This window comes from Tenacibaculum litoreum (assembly GCF_964513915.1).
GTDB lineage: Bacteria > Bacteroidota > Bacteroidia > Flavobacteriales > Flavobacteriaceae > Polaribacter > Polaribacter litoreum.
Genome location: NZ_CAZEQS010000004.1, coordinates 224,850 through 243,671, shown reverse-complemented (window position 1 = coordinate 243,671; position 18,822 = coordinate 224,850). Strand labels below are relative to the sequence as shown.

The window sequence follows — 18,822 nt, the reverse complement described above, 5'->3', positions numbered from 1 at the left end:
ATTTGCGAGAATATTTAGCAAGAAATTCTTCTGCTTAACAAACTATTAATACTTGTACACAATTGCATTGATGTTCATTCCTGCACCAACAGAGGCAAGTATAATAACATCGCCTTTTTTTACTTCTTGGTTTTCAATATTACCTTTTAAAACTAAATCGAGTAGAGTAGGTACTGTTGCTACTGAGCTATTTCCTAATTTATGAATACTCATAGGCATCACACCTTCAGGAATTGGTTTTTTGTACAAACGATAAAAGCGTTTAATAATGGCTTCATCCATTTTTTCATTGGCCTGATGAATAAATATTTTTTTTACATCATCAATAGCTACACCACTTTTATCTAAAGCATTTTGCATTGCTTTTGGAACATTATTTAGCGCAAATTCATAAATTTTTCGCCCATGCATTTTTATATAACGTACATCATTATCCTTACTTTTATCATTAGAATTTCCGAAGAATAGATAATAAGCTTCTTCTTTAGTGAAAGTTTGTGAAGCATGGCTCAAAATTCCACTGTCTCTTTTATCAGTAGCTTCAACGATAGAAGCACCAGCACCGTCACTATAAATCATAGAGTCACGATCATTTATATCTATAACTCTTGATAGAGTTTCACCACCTATTACTAAACATTTTTTAGCAATACCTGCTTTTATAAAAGCTTGAGCTTGAATGACTCCTTCAATCCAACCTGGGCAACCAAATAAAATATCGTATGCTACACAATTTGGGTTTTCAATTTGGAGTAAATGTTTTACACGAGTAGCTAAACTTGGAAGAATGTCACTTTGAATAGCATCTTTTTTAACATCTCCAAAATTATGAGCAAAAATGATGTAATCTAATTCTTCTGGATTAATATTAGCATCTTCAATTGCTTTTTTAGCCGCAAAATAGCCAAGGTCAGACGCTTTATATTCTGGCTTAGCGTAGCGGCGCTCTTCAATACCAGTTATCGATTTAAACTTTTCAATAATAACAGGATTGGTGTTGTTAATAGTAGTTCCATCTGCATTTAAAAATACATTTTCGTCAAATTTATAATTCTCTTTTGTGATTGACGGGATGAAAGAACCTGTTCCTGTAATTACTGATGACTTCATTGGCTGTGCTAATTTTTTAGGGTTGAATAATTACAAATAAAACATTTTTATTGACTATAACCTCTTTATTTATAGTCAATTTTGTAAAATTATGATATTCTTAAAAAATAAAGGTTATTTTGGAGTATTTCAAAAATAAAGCCTTTTTTTTAGTTTTTATGTTGTTAGTGTTATAAATAAGAACTATCAAAAGAAAAAGGTAATAAAGAAAGCAGTGATTCAGTTTTTATAATTTTGCCAACTTCACCCATAAAAATAATCTCAATAGGTTGTTGTTGGTTTATTTCGTATTCTGATAATGTTTGACGGCATGCACCACAAGGACCAACAGGTTTATCTACTGTGGAGTTTTCAGAAGCTGCAGTTATAGCTATTTTTTTTACCTTCATATTTGGGAAATCAGAACCAGCTTTCCAAATGGCAACTCGTTCTGCACACATACCAGAAGGGTAGGCAGCACTTTCTTGATTGTTGCCTAAGACAATCTCACCATTATCAAGTAATACAGCAGCTCCAACATTGAATTTAGAGTAAGGAGCGTAAGCTTTTTGTCTTGCTTCAACAGCTTTTTCTATTAAAAAAGCATCTTCGGTTGATAATTGTGAAATATTATCAAATAGAGTTGCTGTAGTGGTTACGTCAATTTTCTTCATCGTAAATAAATTAGTCAAAAAAAGCAGTCGGTAAGACTGCTTTTATATTCTGATACGAATTTATAAAAAAAAATACTATTTTTTAATATACTTCATATAGTTCTCCCAAATCAAATGATAAAGAAAAACGTAATGTATTTTCTAACGGGTTATTTACAGCCGCTGTGTTTATTAAATATGATAAATCTAAAGTAAAGGCTCTAGCAGTAAATCCTGTACCTAAAGTAAAGTACTGGCGTTGACCTTTTTCTTCACTTTCGTGAAAATAACCAGCTCTTAAAGCAAAGGCATTGTTATATAAATATTCAGCGCCTAAAGCCCATGTGGTTTCTTGTAATTCTTCACTGAAACTTCTGTCTCCTAAAGATGTAAACATTCCTTCAAACCAACCTCTTTCTGAGTTAGGGCTAGATGGAATTAATAATTTTGTAAATTCTAAGTTAAGCCCTAAAATGTTTTTGTCATCAAAGATAAAATCAAAACCACCACCAATTTTAGCATTGGTAGGAATAAAATTTGGAACACCAGGGCTATACTCTACTTTTGGACCTATGTTAGCGATGTTAAAACCTAATCTGTAGCGTCCGTTAAAGCTTCCAAAGTTTTTCTCCTTAGATTGGTAATAACCAGAAACATCAACAGCAAAAGAATTAACAGCTTCTAAATTGGAATCGTTACTTCTTATTTTGTAATTAGAGTGGATGTACTTTAAACCAATCCCCATAGAAAAAGTTTCACTTAACTTTAATGAATAAATACCAGTAATAGCTAATTCATTAGGGTTTTCTGTACCGTTAGAAACACCACTGTCATTAGTTAAAGCTACTTCTCCAAGAGAGAAATACTTTAAATCAACTCCCCAAGCTGATTTTTCACTATACCTATTAACATAAGAACCTCCACCAACAAAAATATCGTCAGTTAAGTTTCTAAGCCAAGGCGTATAGTTAAGTCCTATGCTTATTTTGTTTTGATTAAATGCAGTTTTTGCAGGGTTGTGAAAGATAGAAAAGGCGTCTGAAGACGTAGCAACTCCGATATCTCCCATACCACCAGCACGAGCATCAGGTGTAATCAATAAAAAAGGCATTGCCGTGGTATTTATTGATGTTTGGGCTTGCGCTTTATTTTGAAGGGTAAAGCACACAAAAAATAATACGATTGATAATTTTTTCATGTAAAATTTGATTAATTGTTTAGCAAATATATAATTTTTCTTGGGGGAGTTTATAACTAACAGCTTTTTTTAGACTTCTTTGTAATACTAACTTTATTAGTTTAATAAGGTAACGGTATTACTAAGATAATATTATATGTGTTCTCAGAATTAAGGAGAAAATTATTTTACACACTAAAAATATTAAACTTTAACAGCCTATATTTTAATCTTTTTCTTAGATTCGTAATAATAAAGTACAAAAACTGTCGTTTGTAATCTTGCATAGACAAGGTTACTAAATGTGAATTTATAGATAAATTAGTTGTAAGAAATTAGAAATATTGTAAATTGCGACACCCTTAAAAAACAGTTAAAAATACATGAAAAGTACGTTGAAATTATTTAGTTTATTAGCGATCACTGGTTTATTAATTACTTCTTGTAAGAGTAATGGAGCTAGATCGGGTAAGTCTTCATTAACTGGTTGGAACTTTAATGATCCTAATTATGGAGGTTATTTGAAGGGAGAGTACAAAGAAGGAAAAAATGTGCCGCCAGGAATGGTTCATATTGAAGGAGGTACCTTTACTATGGGATTAGTGCAAGATGATGTTATGTTTGATTGGAATACAACTCCACAAAAAATGCATGTTCGTACTTTTTACATGGATGAAACAGAGGTGACCAATGCAGAATATGGATTGTTTATGCAATATACTAAAGATGTATTCCCTCCAGAAGACCCACAGTTTAAAAATATTTATCCATCAGTATTACCAGATACACTAGTATGGAGAAAAGGTTTAGGTAATACAAACTTGTTGTCTGAAAGTTATTTAAGACATCCTTCATATGCAGAATATCCTGTTGTTGGAGTTAGTTGGATACAAGCCAACAAATATTGTAAGTGGCGTACTAATGCTGTTAACTTAAAGATATTAATGGACAAAGGAGTTATTAAAAATATCTTTAAGGAAGATTCAATAAGCTTTAAAGGTGAAAATAACTTTGATACTGATACATATTTAACAGACCCTTATGCCATTTTTGATGGAGATTCTACAATCTATAAAAAAGGTATCCCAGTACCAAGATCTAAAGGAGAGCCTAAACCAGAAAAAGGGGCTTTTACAGGAAGACAGGTAACCTCTTCTGATGGTATTTTATCTCAAAAGTTTAGATTGCCAACAGAGGTAGAGTGGGAATATGCTGCAAAATCTATTTTTGAAAACCGTGAGTATAATAACATTAGAGGTAGAAAAAAATATGCGTGGAGTGGAAAATATACTCGTGATAGAGACAAGAGAAGAAGAGGAGATCAGTTAGCTAACTTTAAGCAAGGTAAAGGAGATTATAGTGGTATTGCTGGATGGAGTAGTGATGGATCAGATATTCCTAATGCTGTAAGAAGTTATCCTCCAAATGCCTTTGGATTATATGATATGTCAGGTAATGTATCTGAATGGGTGCAGGATGTATATAGACCAATTATCGATTCAGAAGCTAATGATTTTAATTATTTTAGAGGTAATATTTTTACTAAAAAACTAATTAACGAAGAAGGTAAAGTTGTTATAGTAGGTGATGGAGAAGTTCAGTATGATACTTTAGAAAATGGTAGAATAGTGCCTAAAGATTTACCAGGAAGTGTTAAGTATATTCCAATTACAAAAGAAGATACTTACATGAGAAGAAACTATAACTTGGCGAATAATTCAAGTTTAGGTGATGGTGATCAAGCTTCTTCTAAGTTCTACGGATTAGATAAAGACCAATTAGATCGTACTACGAGAATGTATAATTCACCTCAAAAACCTGAAGCAGAGGTTGATACTTTAGGAAACGTTGTCAATAACTATAAATATGATGACAAGAGAAGAACTACATTAATTAGTGATAAGTCGAGAGTTTATAAAGGTGGTTCTTGGGCAGATAGAGAGTACTGGTTAGACCCTGCACAAAGAAGGTATTTCCCAGAATATATGGCAACTAACTATATAGGGTTTAGATGTGCTACTGATAAAATGGGACCAATGGTTTTAAACAAAAGAAAAACTGCTACACCAGATAAAGTGAAATAATAATTGAACTTAAAATTATATTAGAACCTCATTGAATCTCAATGAGGTTTTTTATTTTTACAATATGAAGATAGAAGATTTATACAAACTGTATATCACTCATGGTTTAGTAGATACAGATACTAGAAATATTAGAAAAAACACACTTTTTTTTGCTTTAAAAGGAGAAAACTTTAATGGAAATAAATTTGCTGAAGAAGCTGTTGATAAAGGCGCTAGTTATGCAGTAATTGATGAAGCGGAGTATAAAACTTCAGGAAAACTAATTTTGGTTGAAGATGTTCTAGAAACACTTCAAGAATTAGCAAATTATCATAGGAACCAGTTACAAATACCAGTTATCGCTTTGACAGGTAGCAATGGAAAAACGACGACAAAAGAATTAATAAATGCTGTTCTTTCAACAAAGTATAAGACTACTGCCACTCAAGGTAACCTGAATAATCATATTGGGGTACCATTGACTTTGCTTTCGATGAGTAAAGATACAGAAATAGGTATTGTTGAAATGGGAGCTAATCATGCAAAAGAAATAGAGCTTTTGTCTGAAATAGCAAACCCTGATTATGGATATATAACAAATTTCGGAAGTGCTCATTTAGAAGGTTTTGGTTCTTTAGAAGGTGTGGTAAAGGCTAAATCAGAATTATATGATTATCTAAGAACTCAAAACAAAAAAGTATTTGTTAATCCTAATGATGAAAAGCAGATAACTAAAACAAAAGGGATTGAAAAAATTACTTTTGAAGAAAGTATAACGTTTATAGAGGCTAATCCATTTGTAAAGTTGTCATATAATAATATAGAGATATTAAGTAATTTAATAGGAGTCTATAATTATGCTAACATATCTGCAGCAATAACAATTGGGAGTTATTTTAATATATCATCAGAGCAAATAAAAAGGGCAATTGAGAGTTACATTCCTTCTAACAACAGGTCTCAGGTAATTAATACATATACTAATAAAATAATTCTAGATGCGTACAATGCTAATCCTACAAGTATGAAAGCAGCCTTAGAGAGCTTTAGTAAGCTACAAGCTAACAATAAAACAGTAATTCTAGGGGATATGTTTGAGCTAGGAGAATATAGCTCAAAAGAGCATCAGAGTATCGTAAATTTGATAGAAGAATTAGATTTAGACCAAGCTTTCCTTATAGGTGAGAATTTTCATAAAACAATTACCAAGCATAAAAAGTTTAAGGACTTTTATGAGTTTGAAGAATATATAAAGAACAACCAAATAGAGAGTAGTACAATTTTAGTAAAAGGCTCTAGAGGTATGGCTTTAGAAAGAGTTGTAGAGTTTTTTTAAAAAGAATTATTTCGATGAAAGTCAACTAAATTATCAATAGGACGTTTAATTACATCAGTAATAGATAAATTGTTTTTTGAGGCGACTTTGTCTAATATATCTTGAAAGTAATAAGCAATTGATCCAATAAAATAAATTGGTGTTTGGTTATCCTTTTTAAAAGGAAGAATGCGGTATTTAAAAAAATCTTGGATTCCTTTTTTTATTATTTTTCTAACATACTTCTCATCTTTATACTCTAACATGAATTTAGCAAAAGAAGCCAAATACATATTAGGATAAGGTTTTTTATACAAATTCATTTTTACAACATCAGTATCAAGATCAAAAGAAGTTTTGAATGCTGAAGCTATTTTTTTAGGCATTTTTTTGTAGTAAAAATCACGCAACAACAGTTTGCCAAAATAATTACCACTTGCTTCATCCATAATAGTGTAGCCTAATGACGGGGCTGTAGTAATCATATTTTTTCCATCATAATAACAACTGTTAGAGCCTGTTCCTAAAATACAGACAATTCCAGGGTTTTTACCAGTACTAGCATAAATAGCAGCTAAAGTATCTTCTGAAACAGAGACTGTAGCTTTTTTGAAGACGGATTTTAGAACATTTTGTAAACTTTCTGCAGCTTTAGGACTTCCACAACCAGCTCCATAAAAATGAACCTGTAAAGCATTGTTTTGTACTTTTAATAAATCATTAGCACTATTAATTGTGCTAAGCATTTCGTCTTCAGTAAGAACCGATGGGTTTAATCCAAGTGTAGTTGTTCTAAAAAGTTCTTTTTTAGTATTGTCAAGAGCAATCCAATCAGCTTTAGTAGAGCCACCATCGGCAATTAAAATCATTTTTTGTTTTTTATAAGCCAAATATAGGATTAAATGATATTAAAGAAATTTTAAATAGAAGTGTTAAATCTTCTTCATTTGTTGTTTCATCATCTGCATCTGCTCTTTAAGCATTCCATGTTTATCTAGCTTTTTAGCTTCTGCCATTAAATTTGTAGCTTCTCTTTTTCTACGTTTAGTCATAGCTATCCCTGCTAATTGTAATTTAGCCATGGCTAAATCATGGTCCATAGCTAAGCCTAACTTAACAGCTTTTTTCAAATACTTTTCAGCCTGAGTTATGTTCGTTTGAGATAACATAATTCCGTGTAAGTAGTTATAATAACCTTCTTGCTTTTTTGTTAATGCAGCAGAAGGATTTTTAATATACCCTAACCACTTTTGAGCTCCTGCAAAGTTTTGTTTACGAAGTTGTAAAAAAGCCAAAAGAATAAACTCGTTTTTAAAATAAAATAAAACAAATAGTCCAGCAAGTAGTAGTATTGATATTCCATTCATGATGTGTCCTTGTGTAAACTCATACACAGACCATATAGTTACTAAAGCTGCTAAAACTAATTTTATATTTTTATTGAACATAATTGTCTTTTCTTTTTATCGGTTTGCAAAAATACATTTTTTTAACAGAAAAACTGTCAACTTATTTTTTGTAATACTTTTTGTTCTTTATCCAAGCTAGTGTTCCTAAAAGAGCAACAAAAGCTATAGAATAATATACTGAAGTAGGTGTAATTACTTTATCGCCACTAGCGTAAGAGTGTAATCCTGATAAGTAGAAGTTTACTCCAAAATATGTCATCATAATTGATGCGAAAGCTAAGATTGACCATAAATTAAAAGTAAAACGTCCTCTTAAACCTGGAATCAAACGCATGTGTAACACAAAAGCATATATCATAATAGAAATTAATGCCCAAGTTTCTTTAGGATCCCAACCCCAGTAGCGACCCCAACTTTCATTAGCCCACATACCACCTAAAAAGTTGCCAATGGTAAGCATTACCAAACCAACGGTTAAAGCCATTTCATTAATAACAGTTAACTCTTTAATATGTAAGTCCATTTTCTTTTTATTCTTTTTATTGGTGAATATGATTAAGAATAAAGAGAAAATACCTAAAATCATTCCCATCGCGAATGGACCATAACTAGCAACAATTACAGATACATGAACATATAACCACCAAGAGTTTAGTACAGGCTGTAAGTTGGCAATTTCAGGGTCTAACCAGTTTTGATGTGCAAACATTAATATAACAGAAACTAAAAATGTTGTTGCAGCAATAGTTAAAGACGATTTCTTTCCAAGAATTAACCCAAATAACATGGTAGCTAAGCCAACAAAAATAATAGACTCATAAGCATTACTCCAAGGAGCATTTCCACTAATATACCAACGAGCAGTTAGCCCAAGGACGTGAAAGACAAATAAGAAAATTACAATTCCTATTAAGACTTTTACAATATTGTTAACCCATGTTTTGTTGTTGAAAATCTGTAAGAATACGAATACAATTAAAAGTAAGCTTACATATCCATAGTATTTAGAAAGCTTAACAAAAATGTTTAATTTATTATATGCTATTTCTAAATCAATTTTGTCTTTTGCAGGAATAACTTCTGATCCAAATTTTCGTTGAAACTTCTTAATTCCGTCTAAAACTTTATTAGTTTCTGTATAGTTTCCTGATTTCTTTGAAGCTTGTAATAATTGTAAATACACAGGTAATGATTGACGCACAAATACAGAATCAGTCCCTTTGAAATTAGCTTGTAATGTTTCAGGTTGAGATACCCATTTGTTGTTTTCATCATTTGGAATAGGGTAGATACGTAACATACCGCCTCCTAAAGCTTGAGATAACAACCATACTCTACGTTCAATTTTTATAATGTCTTTTTCAAACTTGTTTTGAATTTTTTTCTTTTCAGCTTCAACTACTAATTTGCTAATTTTTGAAGAGCCATCTTTATTATAGAAATCGATAAAGCGAGCATATTCAGCATCTTCAGGAACTCCCAGAATTTCTCTAACTTGTGTATTCCCATCCTCTAGATAAACAAAAGGAACATTAAGCCAAAGCATTGGGTTTTCTGTAATAGAAAGTAAAATTTGGCTAGGATCCATGTCTTTAAATTTATCCACATGTGCCACTTTTCTAACTAATTCCGAAGCAAAGGTATGAGCAGGTTTCATACGTCCGCCAGCATCTTGTATAACTAAAGAACTGAATAAATCAGCGTGTTTATTGTCTACTTTGTTAGCGATTAAAATAGAGTCAATTTGAGCTTCAGTAATTTGTTTAGGTTCATGTTGTTTGTGTTGACTAAAGCCCGCTAAAGAAATAAATAAAGCGATTACTGATAATTTGGCTTTTTTATTTCGAATTTTGACTAATGATTGTTTTAAATCATAAAAACGAGTGCCTTTTACAAACAAAGCAGCGGTTAAACCAAAGAATAATAAAAAGTAACCGATATAGGTAATCCAAGTTCCCCAAAAATCATGGTTTACAGATAGATGTGTTTGTTCATGCTCTCCTTCAATTTTATAACTTGATTGGAAAAATTTATATCCTTGATAATCTAAAATATGATTCATAAAAATCCTGTAGTCAAAAGTTTCATCAGGTGCTATTACAGTAACTTCACTAGCGTAAGCAGCAGCACTTTCCGAACCAGGGTATTTTTCTAACTGAAAGTCATTTAGTTTTATGCTAAAAGGAGCTTGCAGCAATTTTGAACCATACCAAGCTCTAAAGTTTAAGTCACCAATACTAAATTGTTGTTGGTTGTCAACGTTAAATTTCCCACCGTAAAACTCAACACGCTTAGTTTCTCCGTTTGTAGTAACATCAAAAACTACAGTGTCATATTTTTTATCATCTTTTTCACCTCGTACAGTTTTTATTTCTCCTTTTTCTGGAGATTTTGGAACTACAAATTGTAATCCGTTTACGTTATGAAGTGTTAAGAGTTGAAAATGTTGGGCGCTATCTTTAACTATTAAGCCTTTCTTTTGATCAGCCATTCTAAACCAATCTCCATCATTTTTAGAAATCATTTTTAGGCTACCGTCTTCGTAAAAGAAGTTAATTGAAGCTGCTTCTTTATTAGGGGCTTCAAAACCTACTAAAATGTTGTGAATGTTTTCTATAGTCCCTTTTTTAATGTAGTGCTCATGTCTGCTTCCGTCAGAACTTTCTACAAAGAATAAATGTTCTGTTCCGTTTTCGTCTAAAACCATTTTTGTTTCAGACCAAGGAATATAGTCTACTAAATTAAAAGTAACTTCATGGTTTTTACCTCCTTTTTCAGGTTGGAAGTTTTCTTCAAAAGTTACTGAGTTTTTACCCCAAGCAGATAAAAGTAATTTGTTAGCAGTGTTTTTTTGAAATTTACTATTATCAATAATTACATTTAAATAAGTATGTTCTGAGTAGAATTGATTGGTTGTTTCTCCTTCATCAATAACCATTAAACCTTCATAGCTAATGTAACGAGTGATACCAGCGCCAATTAAGATTAAAAGAAAGGATACGTGAAATAATAATACAGACCATTTTTCTTTTTTATACAACCTATACCTAAAAATATTTCCGAAAAAATTGATAACAAAAAACACCATTATTAACTCAAACCACCAAGTGTTGTAGACTAGTGCTTTAGAAGTTTGTGTTCCGTAATCGTTTTCAATAAAAGTGGCAACTCCCATGGCAATGGCAAAAGCAAAAAATAAAACAGCCATTAAACGGGTAGAGTAGAGGGTATCTAAGATTTTTTTCATCAGTAAATCTGCTAAGTATAAAACGACGCAAATTTACGGATTAAAGCTCTAATCACCTTATGAAATCAATCATTTTTAAAAGGTAAAATGTTAAATTTATGAAGGTTAATTTCCAATTCGCTCTCCCATTTTAACAAAGGTTTCCATCTTGTTTTTGGTGTTGGTTAAAATATCTTCATCAATAGTGATTTTAGAACTATTAACTAACAATACAATAGTTGAACCTCCAAAAGCAAAGTAACCCATTTCGTCGCCTTTTTTTACTTCAGTGTTTGGTGTGTAAGTTTCAATAATACTTCCAACCATGGTGGCGCCTACTGGAGCAATAATAATATCTCCCTTATCGTGTGTTTTTAAAGTGCAGTATTCTCTCTTGTTTTCACAAAATACTTTAGTAAAGTTAGCAGCTAAAGCGTAAGGAGATACTGAAAAATAGCGTCCTTTAATTTTTGTTACATCGGAAGGAGTTCCGTCGTATGGAAAATGATATCTATGATAATCGTTAGGGGCTAATCGAAGTATAATTAAAGAATCGTCTTTATGTTTTGTGGCTAGTTCTTTATTACCTAAAAATTCTTCTAAGGTGAATTTTCTTCCTTTAATAAAGAAGTTATGAATGTCAGAAATGTTTTTAAATGCTAACATTTTTCCGTCACCAGGAGAAACGAAGCCTTCTTCAATAGGGCGAGCATCTGACTTTAATTTTCGATAGAAAAAATCATTGAAAGAAATATAGTCCTCAGAAGGTCTTTCTGCCTCATTCATGTCAATTTGAAGCTCTCTAACAAAACTATTTATTTTATTAATAGAACTGGGTTTGTTCATGAGTTTACCATACCAAGATGATAAAAATTTACGTTTAACTAACGGCAATAAAGCCATTTTACCAAACGGATTGTTGTATAGCAATTTTAAATATCCTTCTCCAGGAGGGGTTTCGGTAATTATTTTACCTGTTTTTCTATCAATGAATTTTATTTTCATAACCGTTATTCTTCGGTACTATCAATTAAAATGGTTAGCATATCAATAGCAGCTTGTGCAATTTTAGTTCCAGGGCCAAAAACACCTACAGCGCCTGCATCAAATAAGAATTGGTAATCCTGTGCAGGAATTACTCCTCCTACAATCACCATAATGTCTTCACGACCATATTTTTTAAGTTCGGCGATAACTTGAGGAACCAAGGTTTTGTGTCCCGCAGCTAATGAGGAAATTCCTAAAATATGTACGTCGTTTTCTATAGCTTGTTTGGTAGCTTCTTGTGGTGTTTGAAATAAAGGTCCTATATCTACATCAAAACCTAAGTCGGCATAACCAGTAGCAACTACTTTGGCCCCACGATCGTGACCGTCTTGTCCTAATTTAGCAATCATAATACGAGGACGACGTCCTTCTAATTCAGCAAACTTGTCGGCTAATTCAGTGGCTTTTTTAAATAATTCGTCGTCTTTTATTTCTTTACTATACACGCCAGATATGGTTTTATGTACTGCTTTATGACGTCCAAAAATGGTTTCAAGAGCGTCAGAAATTTCACCTAAAGTAGCTCTGTTTCTTGCAGCTTTTACAGCTAAATCTAATAAATTTCCTTCACCCGTTTTAGCAGATTCAGTTAAATCACGTAAAGTTTTATCTACTTCAGTTTGATTTCTTTTTGATTTTAAGTCGTTTAATCTGTCGATTTGAGATTGACGAACGGCTTCGTTATCTACTTCTAAAATATGTAAAGGATCCTCTTGATCTAATTGGTATTTGTTAACACCAACAATAATATCTTGACCACTATCAATTTTTGCTTGTTTTTTAGCAGCGGCTTCTTCTATACGCATTTTAGGAATTCCTTTTTCAATGGCTTTAGTCATTCCTCCTAATTCTTCAACTTCTTGGATTAGCTCCCATGCTTTATTGGCAATTTCTTCAGTAAGTTTTTCTACATGATAACTACCCGCCCAAGGATCTACAGTTTTTGTAATATGGGTTTCTTGTTGTAAGTATATTTGTGTGTTACGAGCAATACGTGCTGAAAAGTCGGTAGGTAAGGCAATTGCTTCGTCTAAGGCATTGGTATGTAAACTTTGTGTTCCTCCAAAAGCAGCGGCCATAGCTTCAATTGCAGTACGGGCTACATTGTTAAAAGGGTCCTGTTCAGTTAAGCTCCATCCACTGGTTTGACAGTGGGTTCTTAATGCTAATGATTTTGGGTTTTTTGGGTTGAATTGCTTTACTAGTTTTGCCCATAACATTCTTCCTGCGCGCATTTTGGCAATTTCCATAAAATGATTCATTCCAATAGCCCAGAAGAAAGATAAGCGAGGAGCAAAGGTGTCAATATCCATTCCTGCTTCTAGCCCTTTTTTGATGTATTCTAATCCGTCAGCTAGAGTATAAGCTAATTCAATTTCTGCAGTAGCACCAGCTTCTTGCATATGGTATCCTGAAATAGAGATTGAATTAAACCTTGGCATATTTTCAGAAGTATATCTAAAAATATCAGCAATAATTTTCATTGATGGAGTAGGTGGGTAAATGTAAGTGTTACGCACCATAAACTCTTTTAAAATATCGTTTTGAATAGTTCCTGATAATAGTTCAGGAGCTACACCTTGTTCTTCAGCTGCTACAATATAAAATGCCAAAATAGGTAATACAGCTCCGTTCATTGTCATGGAAACGGACATTTTATCTAATGGTATCTGGTCGAACAAAACCTTCATGTCTTCCACAGAATCTATAGCAACACCTGCTTTTCCAACATCACCTTGTACACGCTCATGGTCTGAATCGTAACCACGGTGTGTAGCTAAATCGAAAGCAACTGATAATCCTTTTTGACCAGCAGCTAAATTTCTACGGTAAAAGGCATTACTTTCTTCAGCAGTAGAAAAACCTGCATATTGACGAATTGTCCAAGGCCTACGAACATACATGGTAGAATAAGGTCCACGTAAGTTAGGTGCAATACCTGCAACAAAATCTTCGTGTTTAAAGTTTTTGTTTTGCTGTTCTTGGCTTTTATCTATTTGTATGTTTGATATATCTTTTCTACTCATTTTCTAAACGTTCTTGTTCTAGCTTTTCAGCTAATCGTTTTTGAATAATAGGTTGAATTAGTGTTTTTTCGTTACGAATTTTCAAGAAAGGAGAAACCTCTAAGTCGTTTTTCATCTTGTCATTTTCGTTTTGAATTTTGTTTGTTCCAAGTAATACTAATTCTCCTGAATCAAATAATTGTTGTTCTTTATTTGCAGATTCTTTTATTTTTCGTTGAATGACTCCTTCTTTTAATTGTTTTAATAAGCCACCACCTTTCTCTATTAATTTAAAAACTTCTAGCGCTTTTTGGGTAAGTTGTTGAGTGATTGTTTCAATGTAGTATGCACCGTCAGCAATATTTTGGGCTTCTGCTAATTCACTTTCTTGTTGTAAAATTAATAGTTGATTTCTTGATATACGTTCTCCAAACTCATTTGGTTGATGGAAAATCTTATCATAAGGACTATTAGCTACAGTATTTGTTCCTCCTAAAATAGCACTCATACATTCAGAAGTAGTACGTAGCATGTTTACATTGTAGTCGTATATAGTTTTGTTACGTGAACTTGGTTGTGTAAAAATATGAGCAGTTGCTTCGGTATTGTATTCTTTTAAAAGAGCATTCCATAAAATTCTAAAAGCTCGTAGTTTGGCAATTTCAAAAAAGTAATTACTTCCTACAGAAAAAATAAAATGAATATTTTTTGCAGCTGAACCTCCGAAGTGGTTCAGGTATTCATTTGCCTGCGCAAGAGTATATGCTAATTGTTGAACGATAGTTGCTCCTGCATTTTGATAAATGGAAGCATTAACACAAATAGCATTTTGAGTAGCTTTTGCTATTTCTTCTAATTGTGTATGATCGTTTTTAAGATTAGAATACCAGTTTCCTGAGCTAGCTAAGTTTCCTATAATGTCTATATTGAAGTAACACTTGTCCGAGTTTGTGAAATCAGCTAGTTTTTTAACAAATTCTGATGATAAAAAATTAAAAGTAAAGTAAAGTAAAGTTTTTTGAGTGTCAATTCCTTTTAATAAGGTTTTGTAGTCAAACTCTTTTTTTGCGTTGAATTGGATGGCGTTTGCTCCTCTTTGAATTGAGTCGATAGCAAATGCATTTGCTTCTTCTTCGTTCTCAATCTTAATAGATTGACAAATAGCAAAACCTTTATTGGGAGTGTTAATCTTAATATTGGTTCTGTCTTCTTTAGTGTAAAAAGGTTTTACGGTAATGCCTTCTTCAGTTTTCCATAAAAGTGTATCGTTATAATCGGCACCTTTAAGGTCTACTTGTATTTTTTGTTTCCATTCTGCAGGGGTAACACCTTGAAATTCGTCAAATAAATAGTTACTCATTACTTTTTTATGGTATCAAATTCAATAATATAAATATCTTCATCTTCTTTCTTCATTAAGTATTTTTCTCTAGCATAGCGTTCTAGTTGAAGAGAGTCTTGTAGTTGTTGAATCGTTTTTTTGTCTTTTTTGATTTTTTTTTCATGATAATCAATCCAGCTCTTTAATTCATTAATTTCTTTATTAAACTCTCTATGGGTAAGGTAAGAATTTTCATCAAAAAAAAGCATCCAAACCACAAATACAGTGAGTATAATCACGTAAATATTAGTGGCTATTTTAAAGGAAGGTTTGTTTTTTATTGATTTAAAACTCATGTTATAAACGGTCGTTAATTACAGTTCTTACAATGTCTATAGCTACAGTATTATATCTATCGTTAGGTATAATAATATCAGCGTAATTTTTTGTGGGTTCAATAAATTGCTGATGCATAGGTTTTAAGGTGCTTTGATAGCGGTTTAAAACTTCATCAACATCTCTACCTCGTTCTTTAATGTCTCTTCTTACACGTCTAATCAAGCGTTCGTCAGCATCGGCATGAACAAAAACTTTTATGTCACACAAGTTACGAAGTTCTTTGCTATTAAAAATCAAAATACCTTCAATTATAATAACTTTTCTAGGGTGTGTTTTTATGGTGTCTTTGGTTCTGTTGTGGGCAACGAAAGAATATACCGGTTGTTCAATAATACATCCGTTTTTTAATTCAGATAGGTGATCCACCATTAAATCAAAGTCGATTGCTCTTGGGTGATCAAAGTTTATCTTAGTACGTTCTTCGTAAGTTAGGTTATCTGTTTGTTTGTAGTAAGAATCTTGAGAAATAACGCAAACTTCATCTGCAGGAAGTTCGTTAATAATTTGGTTTACTACCGTGGTTTTTCCACTCCCTGTACCTCCAGCAATACCAATAACAAATATATTTTTCATTAAGTTTTTGTAAAAATAGAGTTATGACAAATTTAGCAAAATAAGCGCATAAAAAAAGCGCTAACTTTTTGTTAGCGCTTTTAGTTTTGAGCCGATGGAGGGACTCGAACCCACGACCTGCTGATTACAAATCAGCTGCTCTAGCCAGCTGAGCTACATCGGCGTTTGCCTCAAAAGCGTGGCAAATATATAATGTTTTTTGAAACTGAAAAAACTTTTTTTAAAAATTTTTGAAGGGTGTTTTTTGTAATGATTTTAGATGCTTTTTAAGTTGTTGAATTTGAGTTTGTTTTAACTTTTTTAGTGAGGTGTTTTTTTTTGGAAAAAATAAAAGAAGTCGGGATGAGTGGATTCGAACCACCGATCTCTGGTCCCCCAGACCAGCACTTTAACCGGACTAAGCTACATCCCGATGTTACAAATATATTTAAAAAAGAAAAGTTCTAAGTAAATTTACTTAGAACTTTATCAAGAATAAATATTATAATGAGAGTGGTAGTTGATGAAACTACTATTCTTATGTATATATCATAAACGAGCTTAAAGGTTGTTTATTGTTTAAGCTGTTAAAGGTTTTCCTTTTAAACGTTTTTCAATACGTTGTTTTACAGCTGTTAAACGCTTCATTAAGTCCATTAACGTACTGTCTTTTGTCTGTTTATATACCTCATTAATCTCTAGAATCAGAGCTTTTGCTTCTCTAGAGGCTAGTATTCTATCACTAGTAGTAACAAATTTGAATTTTCTGTTTTCAAATTCTTCTGCCTTATTGATTAATTCTGAATTCATAAAATTTACCAATTTAATTTAAAATTTCTTTATTAGGTTTTGTCTGATAAAAGATATATGCCTAAAATAACTGGGGCGGCAAATATATGGGAAACTTTCTGTTTGCAAAGAAACAAGCTCATCAATTTGTTTTATTATTTAATAAGTTTTTCTTATAAGGTAAAAAAATCCTTTTTACGTTATCTTATATCAGTCATAAGTATTATCTATAAATATAAATATAACGATTTTATTTTGCTATTTCAAATTATTAATAGAAAATTAACAGTTTTCACCTCTTTATTTAGCGATTTTTTAAGAAATAGAGGTGTTTTGGTTGTAATACAGTATTTTTGTGTTTAGAGATATATAAATACCAATATGAAAAAATTACTATTATTAATTTTTACTGTTTCAATACTGTCTTGTAACAGCCAAGGAAAGAGAACTGTCTTGGGAGAATCTGATTTTCAAAAGGAAATGAATACTAAGTTTAAAGATGCTTCTAGGTCACCTCTTACCAAAAAAGGATTAAAGAACTTTAAAGGATTAGATTTTTTTCCTATTGATAAAAAGTATACTGTAAAAGCAGAATTAGTAAAAACACCAGATGCGCTTATTTTTGATTTTCCAACTACAACGGATAGGGTAGCAATGTATAAAAAATATGGAATTTTATCTTTTTCTATTAATGGAGAAGATTTTAATCTTGCTATTTACCAAGATGTAAACCCTAAACCTGAATATGCGAATCATTTGTTTTTACCGTTTTTAGATAATACAAACGGAAATACATCATACAAAGGTGGTCGTTTTATTGATGTTTATACGACAGATATACAGAGTGATGGAACTGTTGTAATAGATTTTAATGAAGCTTATAATCCTTATTGTGCGTATAGTGATCGCTATTCTTGTCCAATTACTCCAAAAGATAATTATTTAGATACAGAAATTAGAGCGGGAGTGATGGCTTATAAGAAACCAGAATAAAAAAAAGTCCTGCAATTGCAGGACTTTTTTTATTTTGAAGGAGGTGTTAAACCTTCTTCAGTGTCTTGTTTAATTGCTTTTATTAACGAATCTAAATATGGTTTTCTTACCTTGAGTTTAGTTTCTTTATGTGCTTTCTTGTTTAGTTTAAAAAACATTGAAGCTACTTTAATTGCGGTAGGTAATAAATGCTCTTGTGGGACAACTTTGTCTAAAAAGCCAGCGGTAATAGCATCTTTTGGATTATAAATTTCTGAGCAACTAACACTTCTTTCAAAATAAACAGGAGTTAAACGTGCTTTAGCTATTTCAATACCAGCATTGTGCATTGTCATACCTATTAAAACTTCATTTAATCCTATTTTAAAATCACCTTCAATTCCAAGTCTGTAATCAACAGATAAAAGTAAGAAAGCTCCTTTAGCTACTGCGTGCCCAGAACAAGCTGCAATTATAGGAAAAGGAAAAGACAACATTCTATGTGATAAATTAGATCCTTTGGTAACCAATTTTAAGGCTGATTCAGGAGATTGTGTCATGCTTTTTAAGTCGTAACCAGCAGAGAATATTCCTGATTGTCCTGTTAGTATCACTGGTTTTTCTTCTTTTTCAGCTTTGTCAAAAGAAAGGTTTAAAGCATCAATCACTTCATGAGAAATTGCGTTAGCTTTTCCATTCGTAATAGTGATAATTACGTGATTATCTTCTGATTTGTATTGTATAAGTTCACTCATTTGTTATATAAATTTACTCACAAAGTGAGATTTGTTTTGGGGTTAG

At 32.0% G+C, this 18,822-nt stretch carries 16 protein-coding genes and 2 tRNA genes; 3 read left to right on the top strand and 15 right to left on the bottom strand.

All coding sequences use genetic code 11. The annotated features are described in order from the left end of the window. Positions 1–45: 45 nt before the first annotated feature. The 3 genes from ACKTTR_RS12630 to porV all read right to left on the bottom strand — a co-directional run bounded on the left by ACKTTR_RS12630 (position 46) and on the right by porV (position 2,940). Complete coding sequence (locus ACKTTR_RS12630; RefSeq protein WP_408028186.1) at positions 46–1,110, bottom strand: 3-oxoacyl-ACP synthase III family protein; 1,065 nt, start codon at positions 1,108–1,110, stop codon at positions 46–48. Positions 1,111–1,280: 170 nt separating this feature from the next. Further along, the gene (gene cdd / locus ACKTTR_RS12625) at positions 1,281–1,763 is read right to left on the bottom strand and encodes a cytidine deaminase (protein ID WP_408028185.1); all 483 of its coding nucleotides are present in this window, start codon (positions 1,761–1,763) and stop codon (positions 1,281–1,283) included. An 82-nt stretch (positions 1,764–1,845) separates the two neighbouring features. Further along, positions 1,846–2,940, bottom strand: a complete 1,095-nt coding sequence (gene porV, locus ACKTTR_RS12620; protein WP_408028184.1) for a type IX secretion system outer membrane channel protein PorV — start codon at positions 2,938–2,940, stop codon at positions 1,846–1,848. Positions 2,941–3,302: 362 nt separating this feature from the next. On the opposite strand from porV, the gene gldJ reads away from it, so the two are divergent. Together gldJ and ACKTTR_RS12610 are read left to right on the top strand one after the other, a co-directional pair. After that, positions 3,303–5,003, top strand: coding sequence for a gliding motility lipoprotein GldJ (gene gldJ, locus ACKTTR_RS12615; protein WP_408028183.1), 1,701 nt, complete (start codon positions 3,303–3,305; stop codon positions 5,001–5,003). A 64-nt stretch (positions 5,004–5,067) separates the two neighbouring features. Beyond that, positions 5,068–6,321, top strand: a complete 1,254-nt coding sequence (locus ACKTTR_RS12610; RefSeq protein WP_408028182.1) for a UDP-N-acetylmuramoyl-tripeptide--D-alanyl-D-alanine ligase — start codon at positions 5,068–5,070, stop codon at positions 6,319–6,321. On the opposite strand, the gene ACKTTR_RS12605 is transcribed toward ACKTTR_RS12610, so the two are convergent. The 11 genes from ACKTTR_RS12605 to ACKTTR_RS12555 all read right to left on the bottom strand — a co-directional run bounded on the left by ACKTTR_RS12605 (position 6,318) and on the right by ACKTTR_RS12555 (position 17,070). Next, complete coding sequence (locus tag ACKTTR_RS12605; RefSeq protein ID WP_408028181.1) at positions 6,318–7,169, bottom strand: N-acetylglucosamine kinase; 852 nt, start codon at positions 7,167–7,169, stop codon at positions 6,318–6,320. The genes ACKTTR_RS12610 and ACKTTR_RS12605 overlap by 4 nt on opposite strands. Positions 7,170–7,232: 63 nt before the next feature. Further along, the gene (locus ACKTTR_RS12600) at positions 7,233–7,748 is read right to left on the bottom strand and encodes a DUF2892 domain-containing protein (protein WP_408028180.1); all 516 of its coding nucleotides are present in this window, start codon (positions 7,746–7,748) and stop codon (positions 7,233–7,235) included. 61 nt (positions 7,749–7,809) lie between these two features. Beyond that, positions 7,810–10,956: a cytochrome c biogenesis protein CcsA gene (gene ccsA, locus ACKTTR_RS12595; RefSeq protein WP_408028179.1), complete on the bottom strand. Its 3,147-nt coding sequence runs from the start codon at positions 10,954–10,956 to the stop codon at positions 7,810–7,812. A 105-nt stretch (positions 10,957–11,061) separates the two neighbouring features. Then, entirely contained in the window at positions 11,062–11,940 is an 879-nt protein-coding gene (locus tag ACKTTR_RS12590; protein ID WP_408028178.1) for a phosphatidylserine decarboxylase, read from the bottom strand. 5 nt (positions 11,941–11,945) lie between these two features. Continuing rightward, on the bottom strand, positions 11,946–14,009 hold the full coding sequence (gene scpA / locus ACKTTR_RS12585; protein ID WP_408028177.1) for a methylmalonyl-CoA mutase: 2,064 nt from the start codon (positions 14,007–14,009) through the stop codon (positions 11,946–11,948). Then, on the bottom strand, positions 14,002–15,348 hold the full coding sequence (locus ACKTTR_RS12580) for a methylmalonyl-CoA mutase subunit beta (protein ID WP_408028176.1): 1,347 nt from the start codon (positions 15,346–15,348) through the stop codon (positions 14,002–14,004). Before ACKTTR_RS12580 ends, scpA begins: the two co-directional genes overlap by 8 nt. Next, positions 15,348–15,665: an FtsB family cell division protein gene (locus tag ACKTTR_RS12575; RefSeq protein WP_121148165.1), complete on the bottom strand. Its 318-nt coding sequence runs from the start codon at positions 15,663–15,665 to the stop codon at positions 15,348–15,350. The genes ACKTTR_RS12580 and ACKTTR_RS12575 overlap by 1 nt, the downstream gene beginning before the upstream one ends. 1 nt (position 15,666) lies before the next feature. Then, positions 15,667–16,272 carry a uridine kinase gene (gene udk / locus ACKTTR_RS12570; RefSeq protein WP_047790269.1) on the bottom strand — a complete coding sequence of 202 codons (606 nt, stop codon included), beginning with the start codon at positions 16,270–16,272 and terminating at the stop codon, positions 15,667–15,669. Positions 16,273–16,370: 98 nt separating this feature from the next. Continuing rightward, positions 16,371–16,444, bottom strand: a tRNA-Thr gene (locus ACKTTR_RS12565). 174 nt (positions 16,445–16,618) lie between these two features. Beyond that, positions 16,619–16,693: transfer RNA gene (locus ACKTTR_RS12560), tRNA-Pro, on the bottom strand. 146 nt (positions 16,694–16,839) lie between these two features. Next, positions 16,840–17,070, bottom strand: coding sequence for a hypothetical protein (locus ACKTTR_RS12555; protein ID WP_125066875.1), 231 nt, complete (start codon positions 17,068–17,070; stop codon positions 16,840–16,842). A 360-nt stretch (positions 17,071–17,430) separates the two neighbouring features. Here ACKTTR_RS12555 and ACKTTR_RS12550 point away from each other — a divergent pair, with 360 nt between their 5' ends. Beyond that, entirely contained in the window at positions 17,431–18,042 is a 612-nt protein-coding gene (locus ACKTTR_RS12550; RefSeq protein ID WP_408028175.1) for a DUF1684 domain-containing protein, read from the top strand. A gap of 29 nt (positions 18,043–18,071) precedes the next feature. On the opposite strand, the gene ACKTTR_RS12545 is transcribed toward ACKTTR_RS12550, so the two are convergent. Further along, on the bottom strand, positions 18,072–18,776 hold the full coding sequence (locus ACKTTR_RS12545) for a crotonase/enoyl-CoA hydratase family protein (RefSeq protein WP_408028174.1): 705 nt from the start codon (positions 18,774–18,776) through the stop codon (positions 18,072–18,074). Positions 18,777–18,822: the final 46 nt, after the last annotated feature.

What these genes read in the sequence shown, in the direction of transcription:
- ACKTTR_RS12630 (WP_408028186.1), bottom strand. Translation starts at nt 1,110, where the DNA reads ATGAAGTCATCAGTAATTACAGGAACAGGTTCTTTCATCCCGTCAATC.
- cdd (WP_408028185.1), bottom strand. Translation starts at nt 1,763, where the DNA reads ATGAAGAAAATTGACGTAACCACTACAGCAACTCTATTTGATAATATT.
- porV (WP_408028184.1), bottom strand. Translation starts at nt 2,940, where the DNA reads ATGAAAAAATTATCAATCGTATTATTTTTTGTGTGCTTTACCCTTCAA.
- gldJ (WP_408028183.1), top strand. Translation starts at nt 3,303, where the DNA reads ATGAAAAGTACGTTGAAATTATTTAGTTTATTAGCGATCACTGGTTTA.
- ACKTTR_RS12610 (WP_408028182.1), top strand. Translation starts at nt 5,068, where the DNA reads ATGAAGATAGAAGATTTATACAAACTGTATATCACTCATGGTTTAGTA.
- ACKTTR_RS12605 (WP_408028181.1), bottom strand. Translation starts at nt 7,169, where the DNA reads ATGATTTTAATTGCCGATGGTGGCTCTACTAAAGCTGATTGGATTGCT.
- ACKTTR_RS12600 (WP_408028180.1), bottom strand. Translation starts at nt 7,748, where the DNA reads ATGTTCAATAAAAATATAAAATTAGTTTTAGCAGCTTTAGTAACTATA.
- ccsA (WP_408028179.1), bottom strand. Translation starts at nt 10,956, where the DNA reads ATGAAAAAAATCTTAGATACCCTCTACTCTACCCGTTTAATGGCTGTT.
- ACKTTR_RS12590 (WP_408028178.1), bottom strand. Translation starts at nt 11,940, where the DNA reads ATGAAAATAAAATTCATTGATAGAAAAACAGGTAAAATAATTACCGAA.
- scpA (WP_408028177.1), bottom strand. Translation starts at nt 14,009, where the DNA reads ATGAGTAGAAAAGATATATCAAACATACAAATAGATAAAAGCCAAGAA.
- ACKTTR_RS12580 (WP_408028176.1), bottom strand. Translation starts at nt 15,348, where the DNA reads ATGAGTAACTATTTATTTGACGAATTTCAAGGTGTTACCCCTGCAGAA.
- ACKTTR_RS12575 (WP_121148165.1), bottom strand. Translation starts at nt 15,665, where the DNA reads ATGAGTTTTAAATCAATAAAAAACAAACCTTCCTTTAAAATAGCCACT.
- ACKTTR_RS12555 (WP_125066875.1), bottom strand. Translation starts at nt 17,070, where the DNA reads ATGAATTCAGAATTAATCAATAAGGCAGAAGAATTTGAAAACAGAAAA.
- ACKTTR_RS12550 (WP_408028175.1), top strand. Translation starts at nt 17,431, where the DNA reads ATGAAAAAATTACTATTATTAATTTTTACTGTTTCAATACTGTCTTGT.
- ACKTTR_RS12545 (WP_408028174.1), bottom strand. Translation starts at nt 18,776, where the DNA reads ATGAGTGAACTTATACAATACAAATCAGAAGATAATCACGTAATTATC.